This window comes from Cellvibrio sp., assembly GCF_039207905.1.
GTDB lineage: Bacteria > Pseudomonadota > Gammaproteobacteria > Pseudomonadales > Cellvibrionaceae > Cellvibrio.
In genome coordinates this window covers 1-26,519 of the sequence record NZ_JBCECX010000039.1, presented here as the reverse complement: position 1 = coordinate 26,519, position 26,519 = coordinate 1, and the positions used below count along the sequence as shown (strand labels likewise).

At 43.9% G+C, this 26,519-nt stretch carries 25 protein-coding genes; 10 read left to right on the top strand and 15 right to left on the bottom strand.

Annotation, left to right across the window (positions count from 1 at the left end; translation table 11 throughout):
- Positions 1-308 precede the first annotated feature (308 nt).
- Positions 309-680 carry a hypothetical protein gene (locus tag AAGC78_RS18405; RefSeq protein ID WP_435785569.1) on the bottom strand — a complete coding sequence of 124 codons (372 nt, stop codon included), beginning with the start codon at positions 678-680 and terminating at the stop codon, positions 309-311.
- Positions 681-957: 277 nt separating this feature from the next.
- Between AAGC78_RS18405 and AAGC78_RS18400 the strand changes: the two genes are divergently transcribed.
- Positions 958-1,857 carry a hypothetical protein gene (locus tag AAGC78_RS18400; RefSeq protein WP_435785568.1) on the top strand — a complete coding sequence of 300 codons (900 nt, stop codon included), beginning with the start codon at positions 958-960 and terminating at the stop codon, positions 1,855-1,857.
- Between the two features lie 68 nt (positions 1,858-1,925).
- Positions 1,926-3,536 carry an SGNH/GDSL hydrolase family protein gene (locus AAGC78_RS18395; RefSeq protein WP_435785567.1) on the top strand — a complete coding sequence of 537 codons (1,611 nt, stop codon included), beginning with the start codon at positions 1,926-1,928 and terminating at the stop codon, positions 3,534-3,536.
- 35 nt (positions 3,537-3,571) lie between these two features.
- Here AAGC78_RS18395 and AAGC78_RS18390 read toward each other — a convergent pair whose 3' ends face one another.
- The 3 genes from AAGC78_RS18390 to AAGC78_RS18380 all read right to left on the bottom strand — a co-directional run bounded on the left by AAGC78_RS18390 (position 3,572) and on the right by AAGC78_RS18380 (position 7,290).
- On the bottom strand, positions 3,572-3,898 hold the full coding sequence (locus AAGC78_RS18390; RefSeq protein WP_435785566.1) for a YqcC family protein: 327 nt from the start codon (positions 3,896-3,898) through the stop codon (positions 3,572-3,574).
- Positions 3,899-4,006: 108 nt separating this feature from the next.
- Positions 4,007-6,145 (bottom strand): ATP-dependent DNA helicase DinG, encoded by a 2,139-nt coding sequence (gene dinG, locus AAGC78_RS18385; RefSeq protein WP_435785565.1) that lies wholly within the window; start codon positions 6,143-6,145, stop codon positions 4,007-4,009.
- Positions 6,139-7,290, bottom strand: coding sequence for a 1-acyl-sn-glycerol-3-phosphate acyltransferase (locus tag AAGC78_RS18380; protein WP_435785564.1), 1,152 nt, complete (start codon positions 7,288-7,290; stop codon positions 6,139-6,141). Before AAGC78_RS18380 ends, dinG begins: the two co-directional genes overlap by 7 nt.
- Positions 7,291-7,461: 171 nt before the next feature.
- Between AAGC78_RS18380 and AAGC78_RS18375 the strand changes: the two genes are divergently transcribed.
- Positions 7,462-7,881: a YchJ family protein gene (locus AAGC78_RS18375; RefSeq protein ID WP_435785563.1), complete on the top strand. Its 420-nt coding sequence runs from the start codon at positions 7,462-7,464 to the stop codon at positions 7,879-7,881.
- A 193-nt stretch (positions 7,882-8,074) separates the two neighbouring features.
- Positions 8,075-9,358 (top strand): diguanylate cyclase, encoded by a 1,284-nt coding sequence (locus tag AAGC78_RS18370; RefSeq protein WP_435785562.1) that lies wholly within the window; start codon positions 8,075-8,077, stop codon positions 9,356-9,358.
- A 91-nt stretch (positions 9,359-9,449) separates the two neighbouring features.
- Here the strand turns inward: AAGC78_RS18370 and AAGC78_RS18365 are convergent, their stop codons facing one another.
- The 5 genes from AAGC78_RS18365 to AAGC78_RS18345 form a co-directional block, all read right to left on the bottom strand.
- Positions 9,450-10,466, bottom strand: coding sequence for an aspartate carbamoyltransferase (locus AAGC78_RS18365; protein WP_435785561.1), 1,017 nt, complete (start codon positions 10,464-10,466; stop codon positions 9,450-9,452).
- 147 nt (positions 10,467-10,613) lie between these two features.
- Positions 10,614-11,786 (bottom strand): glycerol-3-phosphate dehydrogenase/oxidase, encoded by a 1,173-nt coding sequence (locus AAGC78_RS18360; RefSeq protein ID WP_435785560.1) that lies wholly within the window; start codon positions 11,784-11,786, stop codon positions 10,614-10,616.
- A gap of 170 nt (positions 11,787-11,956) precedes the next feature.
- Positions 11,957-12,442, bottom strand: a complete 486-nt coding sequence (locus AAGC78_RS18355) for a VOC family protein (RefSeq protein WP_435785559.1) — start codon at positions 12,440-12,442, stop codon at positions 11,957-11,959.
- Positions 12,443-12,502: 60 nt separating this feature from the next.
- Positions 12,503-13,039 carry a pyridoxamine 5'-phosphate oxidase family protein gene (locus AAGC78_RS18350; RefSeq protein WP_435785558.1) on the bottom strand — a complete coding sequence of 179 codons (537 nt, stop codon included), beginning with the start codon at positions 13,037-13,039 and terminating at the stop codon, positions 12,503-12,505.
- Positions 13,040-13,170: 131 nt separating this feature from the next.
- The gene (locus AAGC78_RS18345; protein ID WP_435785557.1) at positions 13,171-13,881 is read right to left on the bottom strand and encodes a DUF899 domain-containing protein; all 711 of its coding nucleotides are present in this window, start codon (positions 13,879-13,881) and stop codon (positions 13,171-13,173) included.
- Between the two features lie 226 nt (positions 13,882-14,107).
- Between AAGC78_RS18345 and AAGC78_RS18340 the strand changes: the two genes are divergently transcribed.
- The 4 genes from AAGC78_RS18340 (at position 14,108) to AAGC78_RS18325 (ending at position 17,056) form a co-directional block, all read left to right on the top strand.
- Positions 14,108-14,605: a DUF4385 domain-containing protein gene (locus AAGC78_RS18340; protein ID WP_435785556.1), complete on the top strand. Its 498-nt coding sequence runs from the start codon at positions 14,108-14,110 to the stop codon at positions 14,603-14,605.
- Between the two features lie 165 nt (positions 14,606-14,770).
- On the top strand, positions 14,771-15,463 hold the full coding sequence (locus AAGC78_RS18335) for a PEP-CTERM sorting domain-containing protein (protein ID WP_435785555.1): 693 nt from the start codon (positions 14,771-14,773) through the stop codon (positions 15,461-15,463).
- Positions 15,464-15,551: 88 nt separating this feature from the next.
- Positions 15,552-16,334: a PEP-CTERM sorting domain-containing protein gene (locus AAGC78_RS18330; RefSeq protein WP_435785554.1), complete on the top strand. Its 783-nt coding sequence runs from the start codon at positions 15,552-15,554 to the stop codon at positions 16,332-16,334.
- A 17-nt stretch (positions 16,335-16,351) separates the two neighbouring features.
- The gene (locus AAGC78_RS18325; RefSeq protein WP_435785553.1) at positions 16,352-17,056 is read left to right on the top strand and encodes a PEP-CTERM sorting domain-containing protein; all 705 of its coding nucleotides are present in this window, start codon (positions 16,352-16,354) and stop codon (positions 17,054-17,056) included.
- 45 nt (positions 17,057-17,101) lie between these two features.
- Here AAGC78_RS18325 and AAGC78_RS18320 read toward each other — a convergent pair whose 3' ends face one another.
- Positions 17,102-17,665, bottom strand: coding sequence for a hypothetical protein (locus AAGC78_RS18320; RefSeq protein WP_435785552.1), 564 nt, complete (start codon positions 17,663-17,665; stop codon positions 17,102-17,104).
- A 242-nt stretch (positions 17,666-17,907) separates the two neighbouring features.
- Here AAGC78_RS18320 and AAGC78_RS18315 point away from each other — a divergent pair, with 242 nt between their 5' ends.
- Positions 17,908-18,225, top strand: coding sequence for a hypothetical protein (locus AAGC78_RS18315; RefSeq protein ID WP_435785551.1), 318 nt, complete (start codon positions 17,908-17,910; stop codon positions 18,223-18,225).
- An 84-nt stretch (positions 18,226-18,309) separates the two neighbouring features.
- Here the strand turns inward: AAGC78_RS18315 and AAGC78_RS18310 are convergent, their stop codons facing one another.
- The 5 genes from AAGC78_RS18310 to AAGC78_RS18290 all read right to left on the bottom strand — a co-directional run bounded on the left by AAGC78_RS18310 (position 18,310) and on the right by AAGC78_RS18290 (position 24,452).
- On the bottom strand, positions 18,310-19,311 hold the full coding sequence (locus AAGC78_RS18310; protein WP_435785550.1) for a hypothetical protein: 1,002 nt from the start codon (positions 19,309-19,311) through the stop codon (positions 18,310-18,312).
- A gap of 86 nt (positions 19,312-19,397) precedes the next feature.
- Positions 19,398-20,807 (bottom strand): DUF2130 domain-containing protein, encoded by a 1,410-nt coding sequence (locus AAGC78_RS18305; RefSeq protein ID WP_435785549.1) that lies wholly within the window; start codon positions 20,805-20,807, stop codon positions 19,398-19,400.
- Positions 20,808-20,940: 133 nt separating this feature from the next.
- Positions 20,941-22,731: an ATP-binding protein gene (locus AAGC78_RS18300; RefSeq protein WP_435785548.1), complete on the bottom strand. Its 1,791-nt coding sequence runs from the start codon at positions 22,729-22,731 to the stop codon at positions 20,941-20,943.
- Positions 22,724-23,935, bottom strand: coding sequence for a hypothetical protein (locus AAGC78_RS18295; RefSeq protein WP_435785547.1), 1,212 nt, complete (start codon positions 23,933-23,935; stop codon positions 22,724-22,726). Before AAGC78_RS18295 ends, AAGC78_RS18300 begins: the two co-directional genes overlap by 8 nt.
- 217 nt (positions 23,936-24,152) lie before the next feature.
- Positions 24,153-24,452 (bottom strand): hypothetical protein, encoded by a 300-nt coding sequence (locus AAGC78_RS18290; protein ID WP_435785546.1) that lies wholly within the window; start codon positions 24,450-24,452, stop codon positions 24,153-24,155.
- Positions 24,453-24,669: 217 nt separating this feature from the next.
- Here AAGC78_RS18290 and AAGC78_RS18285 point away from each other — a divergent pair.
- Positions 24,670-26,519, top strand: a 1,850-nt coding sequence (locus AAGC78_RS18285; RefSeq protein WP_435785545.1) for a family 43 glycosylhydrolase, incomplete at its 3' end; no start/stop codon positions are given.

Genomic DNA, 26,519 nt, shown 5'->3' with positions numbered 1-26,519 from the left:
CACAGATAGCACTTTTTAGTTGGGATCCTGAGATCAAAAAAGCTATCACCCCGAAAAACTTGTTTCGCTCGACAAACGGGACATTTTAAAAGGTACGCATACCCTATGGTGAAGATACCGAAACCCAGCCCCATAACAAAATGCCATGTCAAAAAATCTGTGCTCTGATCATTGTCAGAATCCAGGATGTTGTGAATAACCCCAAAAGCGAACATTACTGAAATCAGAAAAATTAGCTTATTCCTTTTTGTAAATTTCATAAATTCTTCCATTCAAAAAACCAGTAAAAATTAGTTAACTGATACATTTTATTTATTATTCGAATTAAATTTTAAACTTACGACATCACCAATAACCCTTCTTAATAACGTCGGCTTATAGCTCTTAAAAGCATCAGCAATGGGAGTTATGTCTCGATCAGATCCTTCTGAATTTTCCGGCCCAATCCAGTATCTACTGCTGTCTCCATAAGGTTCCCATATAATAAATTTTACATCTTCATATTCGAACCAGATTAATGCATCATCTGACTTTGAAAATGCCTTTCTATTTTTTATATTTGTAACATCCTTAACTGAAAATAGTATATTGGCCATTACAGCCTTGTTGAGATAGATATTATCAATTTCAAATGCTATTAACTTACAACCTTCACTGGTTTTACAAGGATAAATTTTCATAAAGCTTGCCCATTAACCTACCAAGTCATTACCATCCCCCCACGAATCAAGCCATGATCAACTAGCAAGCCACATCAGGTAATGGTCATCCAAATTCCCAATTTTAGTTATTCTTAACACTCCCAAAGCTTGAACCCGCTGGGAAAATGTAATCTAATCCCAGCTTATAAGCGATTGGCTACCGCACAATCCATAATTATTAGTTAGATACATTTCGGCACTGCTCGGTCATATTTACCTTAATTCATAATAATGATCCGTATTTACGGAGGTAAAGATGAAACTACTCAGCATTTTCCTCACAGCCGCACTCATCCTGCTTGGCATTCGTTATGGCGTGCTGTATCTGGACAACCAGACGCTGCAGCAACAACTGGCCCAGCAACAAGCTGATTTTGACAACCGTTTGCTGCAAGAACGCACGACCTACCAGAAGAAAATTGACAGTCTGCAAGACTTTATCAGTTTTGGGCAAAATGCCTTGCCTGCGATAAACAACACGACTGCTGCAAATTCCACTACACCATCAACCAAGATGAATGAGTTTGCCAGTATCCAGCAAGAAAACCTGAATCGTACCCTGGAAAAAAAATATGCACTGCTGATGTCAAAACTTGCATTAGCAGGTCAAGCGCGTAATGAGCTACAGGATTTACTACTGCAACGCGAGCAAATATTAGGTGCGAGTAGCATTGGCTATTACTCGTCGCAAGCTGATACCGAAGAGGCAATCCGCAAACAGCAGGATAGCCTGTTGGAGATTGACCGCCAAATTGCACTCCTGCTGCACTCACCAGAAGACAGGAAAACCTATGAGCTGCTTAAAGATTCAGCCTACGAACAATATCAAATGAATAACTTCTTCGATCAGGTACAAGCGGACATACCTATTCCAGCCGATAAACGTGAAACACTCCTGCTCAGCAAGCTGGAGCAAAAGCAGGAATTTAACCGCTACCTTGAGGCTGCAGGGGAAAGCATCAATAAAGCTTCAGCAGAAGAAAAACCTGTTTTAATCGAGAAGGCACAGGAAGCTCTGGTTTCTTACAAAGATAATTATTTAGCTATCGCGCGCACAAATTTAAACGAGGCGCAATTTGATGCGCTGAGTGAACATGAACAAAAGCACTTTAATGAAATGTGGGAGAGTTTAAAAGCGGGATGGGTAACGCAATAGCCACTCCTAAGTGAATGCCTTTTGCTTGTTATCATTAAAAAGTTTGAGAGAGATAATCAGGAAAAACCATGAGAAAAAATATTTTTAGAAACCAATCTGTTTTTACTATTGCTGTATCAACATTAGCACTAACGCTATCTGCAACATTGATAAGTTGCCAACATATTTCACCCTCTGCGCAACTCACCGGTTTGGCATTCGAGCAGAAACCATTGGCAAATGCGCAAATTCGACTGATCGATACCAATGGCAAGCGGCTACAGACGACCACAGATGCAGAGGGCAGATATCAACTAGCATTGGACGGAATTAAATCTCCCCTACTCCTTTCTGTAGTGGCCGACGGAAAACCGGAAGACTGTGTACAGAACGCGAAGTTGCGTCCTATCTGTATGGCAGCAATAATTGAAAAAGTTAGCGATTCAAAACAACAGATCGGAAATATTAACCCGCTCACTGACCGCATAGTATCCGATGTCGCCGTTGCTCAAGGTTATATTGGCCCGCAACAATGGGTTAACAGCGGAAAAGTGCCGTCCACTATCGCCAACCAAATTGATACTGCGCGCAGTGAGGTTCGCAAAGGTTTTGCACAAGCGTTGCAATTATCAGGCGTTAGCGATCTGGCAAACTTTGATCCAACGACTTATCCAATCGCTGCAAATGATAAGATCACTAACATTTTTTCCCTGATCCATCACAATCGCAATTACGACAGCAACAGTGGTGAGACTGGGCACACAACTCTAACTGATATCAGCTTCCGCCCGATTACCGGACTACTCCCCAATGGGGCCTATGAGAGCTTTGATCTGGCTCGCGCGCAGCAAGAGTTACAGCAAATTAAAACTGCGTACAAACGTATTTTTATTGTGGGCGATTCGACATCCGCTGTGTATGAGCAATTGCGCTTTCCACGTATGGGTTGGGGCCAGGCACTTGCTGCGCAATTTAAAGCAGATAGCAGTGTTGCGGTGATTGTAGGTTCCCGTGCAGGTCGCAGCTCACGCGATTTTTATAATGGCCGCTGGTTTGCACAAATGGAATCGCTAATCCAACCGGGTGATTATGTTTTTATCAATCACGGCCACAATGACCAAAACTGCGATTCAATCCGCGAGCTACGCGGCACTGCAGATGTAAAAAACCTTTGCACTTATCCCAACAATACTGAAGGACAACCGCAATTTCCCGATGACCAGCAAGAGTTATCATTTCAACATTCGCTGGAGCGGTATATAAAAATTACGCGGCAACACAAGGCAATCCCGATCCTGTTTACACCGACTGCGCGCATTAAAAATGCTCAAGGCCAGCAAGCAACACCAATAGCACATAGCCACTTTATTAGCCAAAACCCGCAGCGCCGTTATTTATTTGTGGGTGATTACACCCAAACCATTCGCAATACCGCTACTGCCAATGCAGTCCCGTTGATTGACTTGGAAGGCGCTAGCATCCAGTTTGCAAACAACCTGAAAGGAGAAGATTGGAAAAATTATTGGTTAGTCGTTGATCAAGCGGTAAACAGTTTTTACTCCAATGGTGTTGCGGGTAGCACCCAAGCGCCTGATGGCACTCACTTTCAACAACGCGGTGCAGAAGCTATGGCAGGATTGGTAGCGAAAGAAATTAAAAACAATGCGGAGTTAAAAGAGCTTGGAAAGTTATTGAAATAGATATGTGCGGGCACAGGGAGATTTCCTTGTGCCTGTTATTGCTCTGTTAGCAATCTGTCTATTCTTCGTAAATGACCGATCAATGGTGATGAGTTAAGGTTAAGCACAGAAAAATATTGCTCGGCCATAGGTGCAACACCGCAATTATTGGGCAGCTGCAATTGTTGTTCGATCATAAAATACAGGCGCGGCAAAAAAATAAACTGCAGCCATTGCGGAAATGTCATGGTATCCACAGCGAATGGCTGCTCACTAGCAAGCGCCTCTTCGGAGATCATATCAGCATCCCACAGCTGCAACTCGCGTAGTTCTTTTTCGATATCCATCAGGATTTCAGCAGCAGTGACCTGAATGTTGTTCATGATGTTAACCAATGAATATTTATAGATTCTGTTGGGGTTCGCAAGCTCACCGCCAACCTACGATAGCACCCTGTAGGTTGGTGCTGAGCGTAGCGATGCCCAACACATTTATTTATGAATGACGTGCGTAAACGGAGGCAATGAATTTAAAATCGCTTTGCCATAACGCTTCGTCACAATCCGGCGATCCAGCAAACTGATCTTTCCGTTATCCGTTTCGGTACGCAACAAACGACCGCAGGCCTGGATTAATTTGAGCGATGCATCAGGCACAGTGATTTCCATAAAGGCATTGCCGCCGCGAGCTTCAATCCATTCCGACAAAGCGGCTTCAATCGGATCATCCGGCACAGCAAAAGGTAATTTGGCGATAATTACGTGAGTGCAATATTTGCCGGGCAAATCCACACCTTCCGCAAAGCTCGCCAAACCAAACAGCACACTGCCCTGCCCGTCATCGATTTTCTTTTTATGCTGCACCAGCATTTCCTGCTTGGAGTTATCGCCTTGCACCAAAATAATATCGCGCAAGTCTTGCGGCATATCTTCAAAAACATCGAGCATTTGTTTGCGCGATGAAAACAACACCAGCGTGCCCGCATCAGGATCAATCAAATTCGGCAAGTCATCAATAATCGCCAGCGTGTGCGCATCGGCATTAGTTGCTTCTACAGCTGCAGCGGGAATCTCCAAGGTTGCCTGTTGGAAATTAAAGGGGCTTGGTACAACTTGATAGTGCGAATCGTTAGGTGTGCCCGCACGCATTTGGAAGCGATGAAAGTTGCCCAGCGCCGTTAAAGTTGCCGAAGTGATCACCGCACCGCAGGCTTTTTCCCACAAACTGTATTCCAATGTTTTGGAAGCGAGTATCGGGCTGGAGCAAACTTCAAGATCCATATTACCACTTGCATCCACTGGCGTTAACCAGCGCGCTTTTGGTACTGATGAGGGAGTATCGGGTGTTGCAAAACTTGCCCACAAATCACGGTTTGCTTCGGAGCGCGCTTGCCAGGTGCCAAGAATTGGATAATGGTTTTCCAAATCGATTTTCGGAACCGGGCAATGAGCATCCTCCATCGCCTCGTTTATTTCATCGCACATTTTTTTGAGCAATTCACTCAGACGATCAAATCCTTTGTAAAGCTCAACACAGGAAATAACTAAATCTTGCGGCACTACACCGTTATCAAAACGGTAATGCGATTGGCGATCATCAAACGCGATGGATTGAGCGAGCTGTTCGAATACAGGATACAACTGATCAAGGCGCTGCTTGCAATCGATTAAGGCTGCAGGCAATTGCTCACCATAGCGATCTACATTGCCTGCACCGCTGATAACACCGAGCATAGCGCCAAGGGATTTATTGCACTGATCCAACCATTTACTGGTCGATAACATACGGCTGTGATGCGCAAAATGATTAAGCGCTTTTTGCGGCAGGTGATGGCCCTCGTCGAACACATAAATTGTATCTTCCGGCGCAGGCAAAATCGCACCGCCACCAAGCGCCAAATCAGCAAGCACCAGATCATGGTTGGTAACTATGCAATCGACTGAATGCATTGAATCGCGCGCTTTAAAAAAGCTGCAGGCCGTTACATTTGAACAGCGGCGCCCGGTGCACTGGCGATGATCTGTGGTAATAATTTGCCACTCGTTTTGTTCGAGTGCTTGTGGCCAAGTATCGCGCTCACCATTCCAGCGATTACCGGCAAGAGCTTCCATCATTGATTGATAAAGTTTAATTCCCTGGGCAGAAACACTGGGGAATTCATCTTCATAAAGCGCACGGGTTGGATTGGTGCCGCTTTCGTATTCAGCAATCACATTATCGAGCTTGCTCAAACACAAATAACGCCCACGGCCTTTGGCGAGGGTAAACGAAAAAGATAATCCGCTATTACGATGTAATTCAGGCAGGTCTTTATTAACAATTTGTTCTTGCAGCGCAACGGTCGCGGTGGACACCACCAGCTTTTTGCCCAGCGCTTTTGCCATCACAATAGCAGGCAGCAAATACGCGATAGTTTTTCCCGTACCAGTGCCGGCTTCCACTACACAAATGTGACCACCAGCGCGCTCAACAATTTCACGATGATTTTCATCATCCAGCTCAATGCTGCCGAGTGTTTTCGCAATTTCGGCAATCATCAATTTTTGGCCGTAACGGGACTTTAACCCTTTGTTTTCCAAAAATTGGCTGTAAGCACCTTGAATCTGTTTTTTGAGCGCATCAGTTAGCATTCAGCGAGCTTACTCACAACCGGATTGGCATAGATACCCAATGCAATTTCACGCTGGCCTTCCGGGATCGCATTCATACGCGCTTCAAATTCGGCGCGCTCAGCGGCGAGTGCAGCAGGATTGTAAGGCTGATTTTTTGCACCGTAGTTAACTGCAGGTACTTTGCCGTGCAGAATTTCGTAAGCGAAACAGTTAGTCGCATGCAATACATAATTGCTCAGGATTTGATGATCCAAGGCTGCAACCAACTCATCAGTATCGGCGTAGTTACCATCGAGTACATCGCCAAATGCCAAGTGCACATTACCTTTGTGACCCGCAATGCCCATCGCAATACTTTTCACATCTTCATGCTCTTCTTTTTGATAGCTGCCTTCAGTGCGCTGTAAATATAATTCGCGCGCTTTGGCTGCATCGCAAGGATCAATCTCGTAAGAAATCGATACGGGTACGATGCGCAATTGGCGAATGTAATCCGCCAGCTCTTCAGTTTTGGGTTTATTCAGCGCGATCATTCCCAGCACTGCAGAATTGGTTTTATCGCAGCCGTCTTTTGCACGGCCTTCGCGCTGGGCAATCCAGATACTGGAGTGCTCGTTGCAAATGGAGTGGTAGATATAGCTCGACAAATATTTAGCTGCTTTTAATTTTTCACGCGGCGCTTTGGCGGAGCGGTTGACGATAAAACTTTTGTTCAAGCGCATTAAATCCGAAACGAAAGGCTTGGTGAGCAAGTTGTCACCAATCGCGATGCGCAAGGTGTTGCTATCGTTGTGGTACAACGTCCAGTTAACAAATGCCGGGTCCATCGCGATATCGCGGTGGTTGCTGATAAATAAATACGCGGTGTTTTTATCCAGCTTATCCAGACCTGATGAGGTGAGCGCTTTGACGCGAGTGGTAATCATCGCCGCCATGTATTTCTCAACAACGTCCTGAAATCCTTTTACATCAGTAATGCCCGAGAGTTGCTGCTTCAGCTTGGCGCGCACCACTGGTTTTAATAACCATCCCAACCAACCGTTAAGCGACGGAAACCGGAGACGGGTTACAGCATCGACCAATTCGGGATCGGCCAACATGCGATCCAATGTCGGGCGCACTTCGTCATCGCGGTAAGGACGGATATCATCAAATTCATTCATAGCGGAAGGTCATCACTCGGAGATCAACTAACGTTAGGTCTGGCATAAGTCGCTATTAAGTCTGGCACAAGATTACAAAACCGAATTAGCGACTATGATGGCGCTGGAGGCTTGGCTAATTGGCGCTACCCAGCGAAAATAGGCGCACAAAATACCGAAAAGAGCCACAAAATGCCACCAAAAACGCTGCTATCCGATACCAATGCCACCTGCCCCTGCGGCTCGCAAAAAACACTGGGCGCCTGCTGCCGGCCCTTCATTGAGGGTAAATCTGCGGCCGCCACCGCCGAGCAACTAATGCGCTCGCGTTACAGTGCCCACGCGCTGCTCGCGATTGATTACCTATGGGAAACCTGGAGCCCTGAACAGCGCCTGCGCTCATCACAAGCGGATATTCGCACCTGGGCCGAAAGCTGCGACTGGCTGGGGTTGCAGATCCTCTCAACTCAACAGGGCCAAGCTAGTGACAGCCAGGGCATAGTGGAGTTCATCGCGCTCTATCGCCAGAACGGGAAATTGCAACAGCACCACGAAGTGTCACAATTCAAAAAGGTGCTGGGTAAATGGCTTTACGTTGATCACCAACCATAAAACTGAAAAATATCCTTGGCAAAATGTGACTTATCCGCCGATATGGATAAAAAACCACCGTTTGTGCCGCTATATATTCGACTCATCGACTTTCGCTGCTTAAACTGCGCCGCACGTCATAAGCTACAAAAGTAATAAAAGCAGCTACACTCGTTTTGTCCCTATAGATCAAAGTGCCATTCACGCCAACGCTATGAAAATTCTTCTGGTTGAAGACAGCGCAACACTCCGCTTTGCCATGCGCAATTACATTATTGACGCGGGTCACGAACCCTTGCTCGCGCGCAGTGGTGAAGAAGCATTGCAGCTGCTGGAAAACACGCCGGTCGATATGATCATTATGGATGTGGAGATGCCTGGCCTGAACGGTTTTGAAACCACACGTTTGATTCGCGAATGGCTCGCCGGTCACTGGATTCCGATTATTTTCGTCACCGGATTAAATGAAGATGAAAATTATCGCGAAGGTATCGAAGCGGGCGGCGATGATTATTTAATCAAGCCTGTTAGCTTTATGATCATTAAGGCGAAAATTCGCGCAATGGAGCGCATCGCCGAAATGCGCGATCAACTTCATCGCCTCAATTCCGAATTGGAAGCATTAAGCCAACTCGATAGCCTCACCCACATTTACAACCGCCGCACCTTTAATGAACTGGCGCAACAACAATGGTCGCTCGCCAAGCGTCATCAACAGCCAATCAGTGCGCTGATGATCGATGTTGATCATTTCAAATTATTCAACGATCACTACGGCCACCCGGCGGGCGATGCCTGTTTAAAGAAAGTCACCCAGGCGATTAAAAGTTGCTTGCACCGCAGCGCGGATATTTTAGGCCGCTACGGTGGTGAAGAATTTATTGTGCTCTTGCCCGAAACAGATGCCAAAGGCGCAATGCGCGTTGCGCAAGCGATCAGCGAAGCAATTGAAAGTATCCAGATGCGTCACGATGTATCGCCCTCCAGCAATTTGGTTACCGCCAGTATTGGCGGCGCGACTTGTTTGCGCACCACTGGACACGATTTGGAAGAGTTAATTAAGAACGCCGACCGCGCACTCTATAAAGCAAAACGCGCGGGGCGCAACCGCAGCTGGGTTGATGAAGTTGCCACCCACAAGACATTGCTGCTGGTAGATTCCAATCAGGAATTGGTTCGCCACTTCAGCGCATTGCTGCAACCGCATTTCAATTTGTTAACCGCTGAATCGCACAAAGAATGTTTGGAGCTGGCGGTTGATTTGCATCCGGATTTGATTTTGCTTGGCAGCAATATTGTGAACACTGAAGTGGGAACAGAGCTGTGCAAAATTCTGGCGCGCACGCCAAAGACTGCAGGAATAACGCTTGCCCAAGTGAGCGAATCATCTGACGACAGTAAACTGGAACAAGCAAAAGAACTCGGTATTAGAGGAAGTTTTGATAAATCCCTCAGTGGCCCTGCGCTGCTGAATAAAATCATCCAGTTAATTCACTAACTGTTTTTCGTCCGCACAAATTAAAAAATCCGCGCAAGTACTGCTTGCGCGGATTTTTTATTTAATCGATTACTGCCAATAAATCAGCAGATTAATTCGAGCGCAATGAATTGTACCAATTTACTTCGCGCGAAAATTTATCCACTTGATCAGCCACATCCAACACCAGCGCGAATAATGCCATACGCACTAACACACCGTTATCGGTTTGACGGAAGATGGCGAGGTTTGGATTTGCATTCAAATCGTTATCCAATTCATTGGCGTCAGCGCGCGAATCACGCGGCAGCGGATGCATGATGACAGTGTTAGGTTCGCAGAATTGGGTGTAGATAGATTGATTCAATCGGAAGCGACCGCGATATTGATCCGCCTCTTCTTTGCTCGCAAAACGCTCCTCCTGGATACGGGTGGAATAAGCGATATCGATGTGCGAAATGCTCGCAGTCAAATCGTCAGTCACTGACACTTTGTGGCCAGCATTGCGCAGATCTTCAACGATATATTCCGGCATCGCCAATTCTTTGGGTGATACCAATGTAACGCTGATGTTGTCGAACACACATAAGAGTTTACATAGCGAGTGCACCGTACGGCCGTGTTTCAAATCGCCGATCATGGCGATACGCAAACCATCAATAGTGCGATTTTTGGAGCGCAACTCTTTGCGGATAGTGTACAGATCCAGCAGCGCTTGCGTTGGATGTTCGTTGGCGCCATCGCCGCCATTCAGTACCGGTACCCGGCTACCTTCGGCGAACTCAGCCACCGATCCCGCTTGCGGATGGCGCATACAGATCACGTCGCTATAACCGGACAGCACTCGCGCCGTATCAAACAGCGATTCACCTTTGGTCAGTGATGAGCTTTCAAAACCGGTGGTTTCGCGCACATTGCCGCCCAACAGGTTGAATGCAGAACCAAAACTCACCCGTGTACGCGTGCTCGGCTCGAAAAACATATTGCCCAGAATTGCTCCCTCCAACACCCGCGTCACCTTGCGGCGTAAGGCGTAGGGTTCCATGGAGTCGGCCACGTCGAAAATGCGCTGGATATCAGCACGTTCAAATTGTTTGATGGAGAGAATGTGCGCGCCGGTAAAGTTCACAAGAGTTCCTTAGCGGAAACCGCTGGCAAGGAAGGCATTAGCCCGGAAGAGTGAGATTGAAAACGGGCGCCATTTTAGCGGCAGCAAGGCTCGGATACCAACGGCATCGGCGAAAAATATTGCCTCAGATCAATTCCCGGTAGCGAGTTAATCTACCGGGATCAAACTGACCAGCGCCGTATCCGCGCGCCGCTCTTTGGTCGGCAGCGACGGCGCAAGGCGCAACATCGCCTCCTGCGCAGTCGCGCGATAGGTAGTCAATTTACCACCCATAATCGATAACACCCGTGGGCGAGCTTCATCATCCACCGCAAACATCACCTCACGCGGGCGGGCGAAGGCATTTTTGTCGCTCCGGGGTAAGACACGCAAACCGGCCATTGTTTCCACCGCGCCTGCTTCGGGAAGCACAAGGTTCGGGAAGTAGTGGCGCAAGGTCGCCAGCAGATAATCCCGCTCCTCCGGCGAACATGTCGCCTTTTCGGGTGCATCCTTGTGGACTTTTTCAGTCGTACCGACCAACAAACGCCCTTCCCACGGCAACACAAATACTGCGCGTTTATCCTGCGGAGCTTCCAGATAAAAATACTGATCCAACACTGGTGGCAGCAACAAATGACTGCCCTGCACTAGCTCAATCGACGGTGATGACAAAGCCGGTGTGATGCGCGCCAAAACATCGCCAGCCCAAGGCCCCGCGCAATTAACCAATACACGGCAACTGATCGATTCATGACCTTTGGCGGTTTCGATATCCACTTTGCAGCACTGCCCGTTGCGCTCAGCACCAACAAAACGCGCTGGCATCAGCAGGTCTGCCCCCAATATCACTGCCGATTGCAACACCGAACGGGTCAAGGCGGCATCGTCAGTCTGGGCTTCGTAATAGCGAAACACAGCTTTGAGTTTATCCTGCCGCAAACCGGTCAATGACGACCAATTGTCGCGCCCCAACTGGGTAAACAGCGAATCTTTGTTCAGACCCGCCAACAGCGAATAAAGGCTGAGCCCGGCACGGATGGTTAGCGGGGAACGGGTTGAATCTTCATAAAGGGGAATATGCAGCGGTCGTAATTTCACCAGCTCAGGCGCCAAGCGCAACAACAGCGCCCGCTCATGCAGGCTTTCACGCACCAGACCGAATTGGGCTGTTTCCAAATAACGCAGACCGCCATGGATCAACTTGGATGACTTACTCGACGTACCCGCCGCTGGCGCAGTTTGTTCTACCACCAGAACCGAATACCCGGCAGCCGCAGCCGCTTGCGCAACTCCAGCCCCCTGGATTCCAGCCCCAATGACGACAATGTCATATTTCATTCTTATACTTCCCGCATCAATAACAGGGGAAGTATAGAACAGGGATGTAAAAATGTTCGACGGCAGAACGGTGCTTTTATATTAGGGTGTTTTAAGAACGCCCGGTGATATGTTCGATATGCAACATTCCTGCGCAGCCCGCGAATTTCACACAGTGAAAATCAAATCCTTCACCCACGCAACGCGGCCTCAATTTTGGCGACGTCGATTTTTTTCATGGTCATCATCGCGTTAAAAACGCGCTTGGCTACAGCGGGATCAGGATCTGCGATGCCCTTGCTGAGTATGACGGGAGTGATTTGCCAGGACACGCCCCATTTATCCTTGCACCATCCGCATTCGCTTTCTGCGCCGCCGTTGTTGACGATTGCATTCCAGTAACGATCCGTCTCAGCTTGATCGTCTGTTGCAATCTGGAATGAAAAAGATTCGCTTTGCTTGAAGACATCACCGCCGTTTAATCCAATGCATGGAATTCCAAACACGGTAAATTCCACCGTCAGCACATCGCCTTCTTTACCGGATGGATAATCACCCGGCGCGCGGAATACCGCACCTACCGATGAATTGGGAAATGTTTTGGCGTAAAAACGCGCAGCGTCTTCGGCTTCACGATCAAACCAAAGGCAAATTGTATTTTTTGCTTGCGTGGCCATATCAGGCCTCCATCGTAAAATTATTTATGCGTGGCGAAATAATCTGGAAAGAGTCCAGGCCTAAAGCCTGACCGATCCCTCGATTGAATCATCCATCGTTTTACCCGTGATCGCACCAATCACCATTTTAATACCGGCAACAGCGAAACCGTGTTTGGTATCCCAGTAATATCCTTCACGTGGTGCAACTTTCACAACGGAAATACGCGGATCATTTTCACCTTCGGTAAACCAGGTTTTAAAAATGGGCTGCCACAATTCCTGAATTTTTTGTTGATCGCGAGATGCGGTAGCAGTGCCTTTCAATACTAAAAAATCAGAATGTGCGGAACCTTGGAAATACAAAGTCACATCAGGATTAATCGCAATTTCCTGATTCTTGTGGCTATCACTCGCACTGAGGAACCACAGGTTTCCTTCTTCATCAACCTGTTGCACACCCATAGGGCGAGTCCCACTTGATCCTGCAACCGCAACAACAGTGCTAAAGAAACAACTTTCTGCTTTATCAATAATATGTCTAATTTTTTCGACTGCTGCTGCGCCGTTTAAATCTTCGTGGTTGTGTTCAGTTTGATTTTTGTTGATCGAATCCATATAAACCTCGGCATGATGACGTTATAAAAGTGAAACAACAGGTAGGATATTTCCTGCACCCTACACCCACTTTTATTAAGCGAACCGTGCGGTAAAGAACCAAGGGCGGTTATTGCAGCAGATGATTTTTTCTAACCACAACAACCAGACTCTTTTTTCACACCGTATTCATCGTGCAATTTCCACCAGATATAAGGTTCAGATTGCGGCCAACCGGCGGGAGAATCCTCCCAATTTTCCTGCCGTCCCAGCGGAGTTAAATCAAGGAAAGTCCACACACTTCCCAAGTGTTCAATACCGCGATCAACACCTAAATAGGTGTGATAAATATTGCCGGAGTCCTGTAAGAAAACCGTTATACCGTGGCTTTGTTCGCCAAGAAAATCAGGATTAAAACTGTCAGTAGTGGAATACCAGGGAATATCCCAACCCATACGTTTTTTGAGTTGGACGATTTCATCAATCGGCGCGCTGGCAATTATTACAAACGTTGTGTCGCGCGCATTCAAATGCGCAAGGTGCCCTACCATATCGGTAAACATGCAACATCCCGGGCAAGGTGATTCATCCGCAGGCTTGAGCATATGGTGATAAATAATTAATTGGCGGCGCCCATCAAATAACGCATGTAAATCAACCTCGCCTTGCTCGCCGGTAAACACATAAGGTTTTGTGACCGCGACCATCGGCTGACGTCTGCGCTCAGCAGCCAATGCATCACTTGCGTGCGTGAGCGCTTTTTCTTTTGCGAGCAATTCCTCATGGGCTTTTTGCCATTCCGCCTGGCTTACCACCGGCGGCAAGGCTTTTAAGGGCGCGGGCGTTTTTTGGGGATTCGACATGACAATCTCCTTTGTTGGTATGGATATAGCTTATTAAAACGTTGGACAATCAGACTGCTCAAGAACTCACAGATCTGACCATCTTTTAAGGTTAGTCGAATGGGAAGTCTATTTATCGACAGCCGTTAACCAAAAAAAGATAAAAAGTTTGTCACGTAGATGTACCAGTGACGATATTTACTCGTATCGGGCCGCGATCACTCACCCAAGAGTCAAGAGATAGCATATGCCGCTCGCAAAATTTGATTATTCGCTCGATTACAAAAACCTGAACCTTCGCGATCAGCCAGAGCTTTACCGCACAGGAATTGGCGAGCAAGGTGTGTTGTTGGTCGAACCCTACAAAAGCGAAATACTCCCGCACTGGAAATTCAAAACACCAGAACTCGCTGAAAAATCTGCGCAGAAAATTTATGCGCTGTTTAGAGAATATGTAAAAGAGGAGGATTTCATCGGCGCCGATATGGCTCGGAAATTTCTGCAAATGGGTTACACGCGCAGCCGCCGTTATGCAAACCACAAAAGCGGCAAAAAATACGATGGCCCGGTACCAGATGATAAAAAAGGCCAAAGTGGTGCACACGGCAGAGAGGTTTTACCCAACACACCGGATGAAGAAAAGGCCCGTAGTGCGGAGATTTTTTATGAGGTCTGGCAGAAAGCTAAAAATAATAAGAAGTACCAAGCGATGCTGGTTGCGCATAAAGACACATGGAAAGAATAAAAGCACTCACAAAATACTGAGTTGCGTGCCAAATAGTTTTGATTGAATCCCACGAATTACCAGATGAACTACCGGACACTACTAAATACTTATTGAGACTGTTAGTTTGCACCAGTTGTATGATCTTTACGCCACCAATTCATCACACGCGAGAAGGAGTCGATTATGAAAGTGTCAGGATTCTATTCCGTATTTGCCAAATATCTTCTTTGTATTCTTTGTACCGCATGGGCATCCAGCGCATTTGCTTATTTAAAAGTTAGTTACGATAGCGGTGACCTCACATGGCAGAGCGAAGAACTCCGATTTGGGGACGAGGATTATGTCTATTACGGAGATTTCTTTATCGATCAAACGATCAGCTTCAATGTTGATTTTATTATTCCGGAATTTTCCGCTACCGAGCCAACGCATTTAATTTTCGATGACGTTATCAGTAATATAAGCACCTCCACTATATTTACTTCTCCGCTAATCACTAACAGTCGGTTTGAACTAACACCCGATCTCCCGCTGTACACTGCATGGAGCCTCACATTTGATGTTATTGATAACGCTCCCTTGGCAAACGGAACAGCAAGCGGCGGATCATTTTCGGTGGGCGGCTTAATTGAATTAAATCCAGACGGCTCAGGAGTTAGCTGGGGCAGTGCTAATTTTTTATATTATTGGAACAACTGGGTTTACAGAAGACATGATATGGAGTGGATATTAAATACGGATGTTCACTTCGCAAACTTTGAAAGCCCATTAACTATTGAAAAAATCTCCGTATCCGAACCCTTATCACTTGGATTGTTACTAACCGGATTAAGCCTGATTGCTTTTACCCGTCGAAAAACTAAAAGAATAAGTTAATTTCATCAACGACATCAGACAGATCTGTGCTGCCTGATGTCACTACCCTGTTGTATCCGCTTGTTCACTAAAATTTAAGGATTGAAAAATGAAAACTAAGAAATATCTTTTATCCACGCTATCCGCACTATTTCTGCTTGCTTTCGCACAAACAGCTTCGGCGCATATCTTATTTAATTATTCAACCTCTGAAATGAATTGGGCAAGCGAAAAAAGTTATCATCAAGATGGTAGCTCATTCGGCATGGACATTCTTTGGGGAACAAAATTTCAGTTTGATGTTAGCTTTATCACTCCCGATCTGGATTTTGATTTGGAAGAAATGGAAGTGAGAGCTTGGCAGTTTGAAAATCCTGTAATTAGTGTTAGTCCTTCGTATCCCTTCGAGACAATAGATATTGGAAGTAGTAGTTTTTGGCTTGAGGCATTCAAGATAGATGGCAACATCTACACAGAGTGGTGGCTAACGTTTGATATTGTTGGTACGAATGTGGTGAATGGTAAAGTCAGCGCCTCAATTGATTCTCGCGGCCAATGGGATTACATGGCGCTCCATGTAGAAGACATTCATTACACGAGATATCCATTCGATGGAATACTTGATATTGACGCAAAATATGAAGGTGAATATAACGGCGAATACTCAAGTGAATATCCCTACTTCGGCCGACTATTCGCTAAACACGTTTCCGTTCCCGAACCTTTAACTCCAGTCCTTCTTTTAACCGGCCTACTCGGTCTTTTTATTACACGCAAAATAAAGAAAAATCTCTCCATGCAAAAGGTGTCAACGCGAAGAGACGCTGTTACTCAAGCAGGTAGCTTTGCATCGCTTGATTTTGCCTGTATCAGGTCAAGTATTCTTCACTAATATTTAGGGATTGAAAAATGAAAGCTAAAAAATATTTTTTACCTGCAATTTCCGCATTGCTTCTGCTTACTTTTGTGCAAAGCGCCTCTGCGCATATGTTACTTACTTATGAAACAGCGGTGATGAAATGGACTGGCGAAAAGTCGCAGCTTCAAGATGGCACGCCACTATATCTTGATCTTTATTCAGGCGAGACGTTCCAATTTGAAATCAGCTTTGCACTTCCTGACATCGACTTTGATTCAATGAATGAACTGGAGGTGATAGAAAGAAGAATTAATAATGTAGCAACTAATGTCAGGTCTTCGGGGGTTTTCGAGACAAATACAATTGTGCACAGCACGTTTTGGTTTTTGGCATATAAATTTGAGGGGCAAATATACTCAGAGTGGAAGTCAATAGTTGATTTTGTGAATAACGATTTGCCAAATGGCACTACGGCACGGGCTTTTATTTACTCTGGTGGCAATACGGATTCCATGGGTCTGGTTGTGGATAATTTACACTACAGCAGATCAGGCTTTGACGAAGTTATTGATCTTGAAGCCGGATTCTACGGAGACTACCAAGGCGAATATCCAAATGATATTCCCGAATTCCCCAGATTCTCCGTTAAACATGTGTCTGTACCCGAACCGTTAACCCCAGCGCTTCTTTTGACTGGCCTGCTCGGTATTTTCGCAGCACGCAAAATAAAATCAAAAACCCTTTCAAGCAAGTAATCGCAAGGGCGCTGCTTGCTCTTGCTGCGCCCTACTCTAATTTTGTTAACTTAAATAACCCCACACCTGCTTTGTGCCAATGGCATAAAGCAGGCCAAACGTTAAACACACACCTGAGCTTACCAGCCAAAACGTTAGCGAGTTTTCCGGAAACATTGGCATTAACGGAATGAAGGCGACTCCACGCAGAAGGTAAATTACTGCAATCAAACATAACGCTGTGCGCAGCAAAGGTAGCTTTCTAATAACGCCAGCGCCGGACAAACCATAAAGAGTCCAAACCGTTAATATCGCCACGATGATAGAAGTAACAATAGTAGGATAAACATACCCTGCCTCCGCCATTAACGCCATCTGCTCACCCGCACCAAAAGCGCGATACCAATCACCACCAAAAACAATACAACCAAGATGAAGTAACGCAGCGAAGCCACTGCATATTGAGGCAAGAATCAGGAGAGAGTTTTTTTGCATGTTAGATCTCGCGTTTTTAATCAAACAAATTCGGAGCAGATTCTTACAAACTTTATTGACCAAAGAATAGACGACAGCACAACTAATTGAAACCGCAGCATATTTCATCAAATTGACAGCGCCACCCTCTTCCACTAATCTGCCCCCGCAGCAGCAAAATCTGCTGCCGGGTCTCTCAACCCCGACTACAAGACTGGCACAGAGCGTAATGCGCTTCGTGTCCTCGTTCAGCTATGCCTTTTGTTATGGCGGCTGGGCGGGGCCACCTTCGGGTGGGCCGGTGTTAGTCTTGACCGGTGTTGAGAACCCCGTTCAGTCGCCTCCATGATTCTCAACTCGTGGTGGCGGTTTCGCAATCAAGACTGTGAGACTCTATTATGGATAATATTACCCCTCTGGTGCCCAGCACCGACTCCAATTGCGTCGTTACTCTAAATCCCTTTCAAAATGCGTTTTACCAACAAAGCTGCGTAGAAATTCATTCGCCCGATGGCGATCACCTGGAAACCATCGGCTGCGATATCCAAAAAGAAAACCTCCGCAATAACGATATTCAATTACGCGACCAAATATGTTTGGTCGAATCGCTGTTAGGTCATCTTAATCAGGATATTGAATTGCCTGCGCAAGCTGTATGTGGCTTGGCAGAATTGTTTTATCGAATGCAAGAATTTTGTGAGAGGAAGATTAAGTAGATTTTTTGAAAGGCGGTCTGTTGACCGCCTTGATTTTAAATCGAGAACAAGCCACTTACATTTAAGCGTGGTAGATACACCAATTTAAGCACCAATTTTTTCTATTTCTGATTCCATTTTTTTTAACCAATCATGCGGCAACTCAAAGTTGATCTCTTTGCGTACAACCTTTGGATTTTCCACAGTCCCACCATGATCAGTCCTCATCATCGACACGAATTCGTCCAAGAACATAGGTAATGTTTTAAGTTTTTCAACTTGTGATGATAAACAATTTTTCAGCAATTCAATCGCCCTTTTTGCTTTATCGGGGACACTGGAAAAGTATAGGGATTCTTCATATTTAACGGCTTCTGCAATATAGTCTTTAATCAGACTACAAATATGATGAATTTCCTGTAAGTCACCAGGCTCACCAGGCTTTCCAAAACTTAAGACCAATCTAGGCAGTAGTTTTTCAATCGGCTTAGCAGTATTTACTGCCTCCCCCATGCGCTGACTAATCCAATTCAATACATTGGACTCTTCTATGTAAACTCTAGGTTTAACATAGTACCCATCTTGTAAATCCCGAATTCTTCTGAAGTATGGAGCATTAAAATACCTAAGCAGTTCTGCAGCTAACCGATATTCCCAACCATCGGGTTTATCAAGCACAATTCGATGAATAATTGAAGGGTAACCATTAAATGCGGATAGCAACTCACCTTTTTGCTCCAACATGATCTTATCTGTGGCACTTCCTAACTCTGATAAAATAAAATTCTCATGCAATTCTCGCCAAGCAAATAGCATATTGCCGGTATATGTAACATCGTCTGTATCAATCAATTTATGGCAATTTCTACAGAGCCAGATTCCATTTGTTATTTCAGCTCTAGCTGCATCTGTCATAGTAGATACATAACGTTTTGATTGAGGTCTGGCACCATGAATATGAGCAGCCTCTCCTATAAGGGTAGACTTTGACGGATCTGCATTTGGACCAACAGTGGATATTCTGCAGTCTGGATTAGAGCATTTATATGATGCTCTCTTCGCCAGAGTATCAACAGTTTTCTGATTAAAGTCTGGTGTATGTGACATTATTGTTATTCTATCCGCTTAATTTTCGAACCAATTATCTAACTAGAGCTAATAGAAAGTAATTAACTCCAGTTAGAGATGAAAAATTAGTCAGAACCAAAAGTATTGTCATTTTTGAGATCGGCAAACTTTGCAGCCATAGTTGGATTACCTCTCGTCAACTTCTTAACTGTTAAATCATCGGCCTTATTATTAGCAAGACGGAGATTATTTTCAGAGCCTAGCAAGGCTTCTTTTGTCTTCTGCAGATGATCGATAGTTTTATCGATTTCATCAATAGCAGTTTTAAATTTCTTGGATGCCAATTCATAATTTCGAGCAAAGCCTGTTTTGAATTCATCAAGCTCATTCTCAAAGTTTGTAATATCAATGTTCTGAGCTTTAACCAATGCCAGCTCTGACTTGAATTTAAGTGAGTTTTGAGCTGCATTGCGAAGCAATGTAATAATTGGAATGAAAAACTGAGGGCGCACAACATACATTTTCGGGAAACGATGAGAAACATCAACAATACCAGAGTTGTACAGCTCACTTTCAGGCTCCAGAAGTGAAACAAGAATGGCGTACTCACAATGCTTTTCATTTCTGTCCTTATCTAGCTCCTTAAGAAAGTCTTCGTTCTTTTTCTTGGTAGCAGTTTCGTCATTTTCGTTCTTCATTTCAAACATGATTGAAACGATCTCTGTGCCAGATTCATCTAAATCCCGGAAGATGAAATCGCCTTTGCTGCCCCCTCGTGCATCATTGTCTTTCTCAAAATATGCTTTGGGAAATGCTGTAGCTCGGATACGGTTGAACTCAATTTCACAATGCTGCTCAAGAGTTTCGCCGACCATCTTGGTTGAAAGGCGAGCTTTCATATCACGCAAACGCTCAATCGCATCATCACGGTCTTTAATCTGGGTTTCATACTTGTCTTTAAGCGACTTTTCCTCAAGCTGCTTTTCAAGCTGAACCCGCTCAAGCCCACTTCTTAACTCATCACGTTCTTTTTCAATCGCATTAACTGCGTTAGTAATGGCAAGTTTTTGTGTAAGCTCAATAGAATCAAGTTTAGTTTTTAGTGCTTGTATTTCTGCATCCTTTGCAGCAGCTGTTTTCTGAAGTTCACTCATAAGCTTTGCTTCTGCAAGCTGCAACTCTGTCTGCTTAGCCAACCTAGTTTGATTAAGCTCATTCACTAGAGAGTCACGCTCTTTTTCTACCACACCTAAAGCCTCAGTCACAGCGAGTTTTTGGTTAACCTCACCAGCTTCCAACTTAGCTTTTAACTCTTTAATCTCCGAGTCCTTGGCCGATGCTGCTTTTTCTAACTCACTGGTGACTTTAGTTGTCGCAAGCTCAATCGCACTTAGTTTATCCCTCTCCGCCAATTCAAGTCGCTCGTGAAGCTGCTGATCAAAAGCAGCATCCCGGACCTGCTTAACAATATCTGCATATCCCGCCTCATCAACCTTGAATGCCTTATTACAATGTGGACAGATGATTTCATGCATGTAATTTTATCCCTCGCATTTACATATTTGATAGCTACTGTCGAATTAAACAGTAGTTGAAGTTATTCATTACATTTAATCTAAAAAACATGCTAAGAATATTAAATTTATATTCCGCGCATATATACTTCTCTCACCCTTCTTTCCGCCATCGTTCGACAATTTTTTCAAATGTAATGTCCTTCCAATTCTCAGACCATTCCGTAAAGACATCAACACTTGCAGATTTAGGCTCAGGGTTCGGCCTTGGTAATTGCACTAAGCTTGGAATAATAACCGAATCACCAACTACAAATGCCTCCCCTTGATTTAAGGAGGGCAGCATGTCAATCAAATTGCTGGAGCTATCAGGCAGCAAAGCTTTTATATAATTTTGATCCACCTTATTGGTTAATCTCAATGCCAGAAAATTATTGCATTGTGAAAATATTGTTTCAGATACTTCGGATGGGCGCTGACTTACGACCATCAAGCTAAGACCATACTTTCTACCTTCTTTTGCAATTCTTTCAATAGACTTTCTTGAAGCTTTAAACTCAGTTCCACCCGTCTTAGGAATATAGTTATGCGCTTCCTCACATACAATCAAAAAAGGAATATCATTTGTCTGCCCTGAAGCATGCATAATTTTTGAGTAGTGAAATGCAAAATCAAACATTAACCTAGAGATAAGACTTACAGTTATACTTAAAACTTCGAAAGGAATACCACTTAAGTCAACAATTGTAACATTAGACTTGTCTATGTAACCTAGAAACTGCTTGATAACATCATTGAAGTCATGAGTTCCATATAGATCCCCATTATTTTTTGTAGGATTAAGTAAAAAATTTAACCTTCTATCACTTAGCTTTGTTTCCAATCGAGAAATAAATCTGTCAAATTCACCATGAAAACCACCCTCCTTTGATACCTTTGCGTCAAACTCTTTATGCTTTGAATTGCCCGTTGATGGAACGAAATTAATCTTTTCCCAAAGCTCATCTTCATTAAACTCAATCTGCTCACCCAATATAGCAAAGTATATTTTGGAATCTTTTTCGTAAACTGTCATACTATTTTTATTGAAAATATAGTTGTAGACCTCTTGAATACTGAAAAACACAGGAGAATCATATGTGATTTTTTCTATACCTTTATTGTGTCTCTCTTTATTTAGAATAACAGCCTGTTTAAACTGTGAAATTTGATTATGCGAACTCTGATCACCACCCTCAATAAAAATCGACTCCAATTCCTCAGCATTCATCAACCAGTAAGGAAGTCTTATACTCTCTACGTCAAGTCTATTTAGATTAAAATTTTCACTTTCATGCACTAAAAAAGCAGATGAATATTCATCATGAATATCAAACATAACAACATGAGAATTTTTCTGCACCTCTCTATTTTTATTCTTCGCTTTAGATATACCTACTGCACTTTGAATCAAACTTGCTACCGCGCAAGACTTTCCAGAACCCGTCGAACCGACCACACCAATATGCTTTCCAAAAAACCTATCACCATCAACAAAAAATGGGACATTTGAATTACCTGATAACTTTCCAATCTCAAACCGATAATTACCATTATCAGAAAATATGGTAGATAAATCACCTGCATCAAACGTATGCGCAATCTCTGTTGGGACAGGTAACACTTGGATACCTCTTTTAAACTGGAACTTGTTATCGCTGTAAATTAACGCACCAACAGGAGATACCTCCATAATAAAAGTCCATTTAACATCCTCCTCAACCTCTACTTTTTGAGCCGAAATATTATTTATAATGGCAACCGCAAAACTATGATTGCCATCTTCAATTTTTATAAACCTTCCAACCTGAAGATCATTTTTATTCTCTTCAAATGTCTTGAGATCACCAATTTCTATAGTTACCTTATCAGGAGCGCTAGATAAGACGTGCCCAACTCTACTCATGGCTATTCCTCATTCCAATTACATATTCAAGCTCACTAAAGTTATTAGTCCCAACCTGATATAAATTTATATCATTAAAATCAATATCAATTGGAATACTGCTGCAAACTATATAAAAATCATCACCTTTTTTGTGATTGATAGCATCGGGGGCAGATTTCAGAGCAAGCAATCTGATATTAAAATCAATATCAACAATTTTATTACGTACTATTTTTCTTATTGGCTCTTTAAAAAAATACTCAATCTCGAAAGAGTTACCAACCACACCAGTATTAGCTTTTATATTTTTCTTATACAAACGGTGCTCAAGGTCTTTAATACCTTCAAAATCGTCATTGATGACAAATGTTGGAACTTTAAGATGAGTAGGTTTTGAATAATACATACCTACATAGTTTGAAATAAAAACCACTATTTTTTCAGAATAGTCCTTAATTTCATTCTTATTAATATAAAAATATCTATCTCTACTATTTTTACCAAACGACACAGAAAGCTGTTGTTTTATTTTTCTTAATATCTCAGATCTATTTTTAAGTGAAAGCGTCCACACAGATGCTGCGGTGTATGTGGCAGAAGAAAGATAATCAAAAAGCTGTTTTTTTGTTATTTTTCTTAATGATTCATCTTTTAAACTAGATATTTTCGAAACTTTCTCTATTGAATTAGGGTACAGCAAGGTATCAACATCACCCCCTTCTATCTTTAATGAAGCAATCGCATTTTTCACTTCAATTTCAAGATCATCCAAGGATGGACCAAACACTAAACTTATATTTTCCAAGAACTTATTTTTATCAAATTTTTTAGATATTCTATTAACTATTTTTATAAGATTTTTATCTGTAGTTTCTAAAGCCGCATTTAAATCCGAAATTTCTATTTTTCTAACCTCATTCACTGAAGAAGGAATATGAATATATATTGTATATTTTATATTGGATGAAGGCGTCTTATCATAAGCTTCAGCCATTTGCAGGAGAGGTTTAAATATTACACTAGGTACAAACTTATCTATTCCTTCGTGGTATTTACATTGAATAGCCTCCATCTCACCATTGGCAGAGAGAATATCAACATCTTCCAATACCCCCTCAATCGTAATCAGATCATCATCATCTGACATAATTATCTCAAGAATCGACTTATTGAATTGATATAAAAAACCTTTGATAGTGCTATCGGCGACTCTATCTGTCATACATTTTTCCTTTTAATTTCTATCATTTTTACAGGTGATCGGCTATCGCTAGTCACAACATTTAGAATTAACAAAAAATTTGTGCCTAATTATTGGTATGCATGAATCATATTCTGAGCGGAATACCCCAGAGGATCTTGACCAGATAGGCTGCTATGGAAATGAAAATAGCCGAATTTATCTGTTCTGCCACCGTGGGCAGATACGAGTGAGGGGATTAATAGCAGGCAAAGGAGTAGTGCTTTATTAATATCCATAATTCCATAGCAGCCAAGTCAGGGCTTATCCAAATTCCGTAGTGCAATCCCTGCCCTGCTGATACTGCGATGGTCGTTCCTGTGACGTAGGCCACAAAGGCTATGCGACTTAAAGTGCCAAAAATATTACAGCATATTACACGTAACAAAATGAGCGCATCGGGAACACTGGTTGTTCTGTATTTAGGGAGCAGCTTTTTATTGATAAAAAATTTGTCATCAAATTCAAGACTCCGCTTAAAAAAGCCAAACCACTTCAAGTTTTATCTGCCGCGTTAACCTAAGCCACCCTTTATTTGTAAGATAATATTCCAATATCATTCTCAGTCATCACAGCAACCATTTCAGAGTTGCTGATAATAAAAACAGGCATGGGAATCAAAGTGCGGTTGCGCCTTGCCCTTGACCTGAATCGTCAATGCGTTGCAGCTCCGGTCGTGTTACCTCCCTTCTTTTTTAATTTATCGCGAGGAAAACATGAAACATTTTAATTTTAAAATTGCTGCGCTGTTCGGCGTTGGTTTGCTGTGTGCAAATCAAGCTGCTGTGGCGGCGTGCAGCTACAAAGTCACCAATAATTGGGGCGCAGGTTTAATTGCAGAAATAACGGTTACCAATAGTGGAACCAGTGCGATTAACGGTTGGAATGTGGGATGGCAATATGCGAATAACCGCGTGAGCAGTTCATGGAATGCAACTGTTGGCGGAAGTAACCCTTACACTGCGAGTAATGTTGCCTGGAATGGTAATTTACAGCCCGGCCAAAGCGCTGTATTTGGTGTTCAGGTAGAAACAAACGGAGCAGCGGAAATACCGCAATTAACCGGTAGCCTGTGTGGCAATACTCCGGCATCCAGCTCTGTTCCGTCGAGTGTCGCACCATCAAGCTCAGCTCGATCATCAACAACGCCCTCTTCTGTTGCATCATCTACTCCATCATCGATTATTTCTTCTTCACGCTCATCTATTGCGCCTTCAAGTTCGAGTTCATCACTATCGAATAATGTAAATATTTTGATAGAGGAAAACCAAACCGGTTTTTGCTCAGTCGAAGGCACTATTGATAGCAATAACGCTGGATTTAGCGGTGCAGGTTTTGCGAACTCGACTAATGCCACTGGTGCAGGAGTTGAGTGGTCAGTTAACGTAAAAACCAGCGGCACCTATAGTTTTAAATGGCGTTACGCCTCCATTACTGCTCGCAATGCGGATGTGATTATCGACGGCAATATTCACACGTCTAACCTCGCGTTTCCTGCAACCAGTAGCTGGACAACCTGGAGCAATAGCGGAACGGTAAATGTTTCGCTGAATGCAGGTACACACAAAATTCGCTTGCAAGCGACTGGTAGCGATGGATTAAGCAACATCGATAACCTGACGGTTTCAGGTGCAAGTGTTACTGCTGCAAATTGCGATACTCCATCAACACCGATCAGTTTGGTGAATCCAACCTTTACTAATATCGCGGTGCACGATCCATCGGTTATTTTTGCCAATAATCAATATTATGTTTTTGGTTCGCATCTTTCCGTTGCCAAGTCACCTGACTTGATGCGCTGGTCACGGGTAGCCGAAGGCGTGAACTCGAATAATAAAATTTTTAATAATGTGAATGGTGAACTGTCTGAAGCTTTGTCCTGGGCACAAACCACAACACTGTGGGCACCGGACGTTGTGCAGGTAAATGGTCGATACTTGATGTATTACAACGCTTGCAAAGGTGATTCGCCTTTATCGGCATTGGGTATTGCATCCTCATCAAATATTGAAGGCCCCTATTCCGATCAAGGTTTGATTTTACGCTCCGGCATGTGGGGTCAAATCAGTGAAGATGGAACTGTTTATAACGCGCAGGTGCATCCGAATGTTGTCGACCCGACAGTTTTCTTTGATAAAAATAATCGCCTGTGGATGATTTATGGTTCTTACTCGGGTGGTATTTTTATTATGGAATTAAATACCTCCACCGGATTCCCACTGAGTGGCCAAGGGTATGGCAAACACTTAATGGGCGGGAATCATTCAGTAATTGAAGGCGCTTATGTGATTTACAGCCCCGAAACCAATTACTACTACATGTTTGTCAGCTTTGGTGGATTGGATGCAGCGGGCGGGTACAACATTCGCGTTTCCCGTTCACGCAACCCTAACGGCCCTTATGTTGATGCGTTGGGCACTGACATGCGCAATGTGAAATCCAATCCTAATTTGCCGTTGTTTGATACCGCGAGCCTTGCACCGCACGGCGTAAAACTGTTGGGTAACCATGTGTTCGCCGGAACCAACAATCAACTAGGTTATGTGTCGCCCGGGCACAATTCTGC

What these genes read in the sequence shown, in the direction of transcription:
- AAGC78_RS18405 (WP_435785569.1), bottom strand. Translation starts at nt 680, where the DNA reads ATGAAAATTTATCCTTGTAAAACCAGTGAAGGTTGTAAGTTAATAGCA.
- AAGC78_RS18360 (WP_435785560.1), bottom strand. Translation starts at nt 11,786, where the DNA reads ATGAAATATGACATTGTCGTCATTGGGGCTGGAATCCAGGGGGCTGGA.
- AAGC78_RS18355 (WP_435785559.1), bottom strand. Translation starts at nt 12,442, where the DNA reads ATGGCCACGCAAGCAAAAAATACAATTTGCCTTTGGTTTGATCGTGAA.
- AAGC78_RS18345 (WP_435785557.1), bottom strand. Translation starts at nt 13,881, where the DNA reads ATGTCGAATCCCCAAAAAACGCCCGCGCCCTTAAAAGCCTTGCCGCCG.
- AAGC78_RS18335 (WP_435785555.1), top strand. Translation starts at nt 14,771, where the DNA reads ATGAAAGTGTCAGGATTCTATTCCGTATTTGCCAAATATCTTCTTTGT.
- AAGC78_RS18340 (WP_435785556.1), top strand. Translation starts at nt 14,108, where the DNA reads ATGCCGCTCGCAAAATTTGATTATTCGCTCGATTACAAAAACCTGAAC.
- AAGC78_RS18395 (WP_435785567.1), top strand. Translation starts at nt 1,926, where the DNA reads ATGAGAAAAAATATTTTTAGAAACCAATCTGTTTTTACTATTGCTGTA.
- AAGC78_RS18370 (WP_435785562.1), top strand. Translation starts at nt 8,075, where the DNA reads ATGAAAATTCTTCTGGTTGAAGACAGCGCAACACTCCGCTTTGCCATG.
- dinG (WP_435785565.1), bottom strand. Translation starts at nt 6,145, where the DNA reads ATGCTAACTGATGCGCTCAAAAAACAGATTCAAGGTGCTTACAGCCAA.
- AAGC78_RS18300 (WP_435785548.1), bottom strand. Translation starts at nt 22,731, where the DNA reads ATGAGTAGAGTTGGGCACGTCTTATCTAGCGCTCCTGATAAGGTAACT.
- AAGC78_RS18295 (WP_435785547.1), bottom strand. Translation starts at nt 23,935, where the DNA reads ATGACAGATAGAGTCGCCGATAGCACTATCAAAGGTTTTTTATATCAA.
- AAGC78_RS18330 (WP_435785554.1), top strand. Translation starts at nt 15,552, where the DNA reads ATGAAAACTAAGAAATATCTTTTATCCACGCTATCCGCACTATTTCTG.
- AAGC78_RS18315 (WP_435785551.1), top strand. Translation starts at nt 17,908, where the DNA reads ATGGATAATATTACCCCTCTGGTGCCCAGCACCGACTCCAATTGCGTC.
- AAGC78_RS18310 (WP_435785550.1), bottom strand. Translation starts at nt 19,311, where the DNA reads ATGTCACATACACCAGACTTTAATCAGAAAACTGTTGATACTCTGGCG.
- AAGC78_RS18305 (WP_435785549.1), bottom strand. Translation starts at nt 20,807, where the DNA reads ATGCATGAAATCATCTGTCCACATTGTAATAAGGCATTCAAGGTTGAT.
- AAGC78_RS18380 (WP_435785564.1), bottom strand. Translation starts at nt 7,290, where the DNA reads ATGAATGAATTTGATGATATCCGTCCTTACCGCGATGACGAAGTGCGC.
- AAGC78_RS18375 (WP_435785563.1), top strand. Translation starts at nt 7,462, where the DNA reads ATGCCACCAAAAACGCTGCTATCCGATACCAATGCCACCTGCCCCTGC.
- AAGC78_RS18390 (WP_435785566.1), bottom strand. Translation starts at nt 3,898, where the DNA reads ATGAACAACATTCAGGTCACTGCTGCTGAAATCCTGATGGATATCGAA.
- AAGC78_RS18400 (WP_435785568.1), top strand. Translation starts at nt 958, where the DNA reads ATGAAACTACTCAGCATTTTCCTCACAGCCGCACTCATCCTGCTTGGC.
- AAGC78_RS18350 (WP_435785558.1), bottom strand. Translation starts at nt 13,039, where the DNA reads ATGGATTCGATCAACAAAAATCAAACTGAACACAACCACGAAGATTTA.
- AAGC78_RS18325 (WP_435785553.1), top strand. Translation starts at nt 16,352, where the DNA reads ATGAAAGCTAAAAAATATTTTTTACCTGCAATTTCCGCATTGCTTCTG.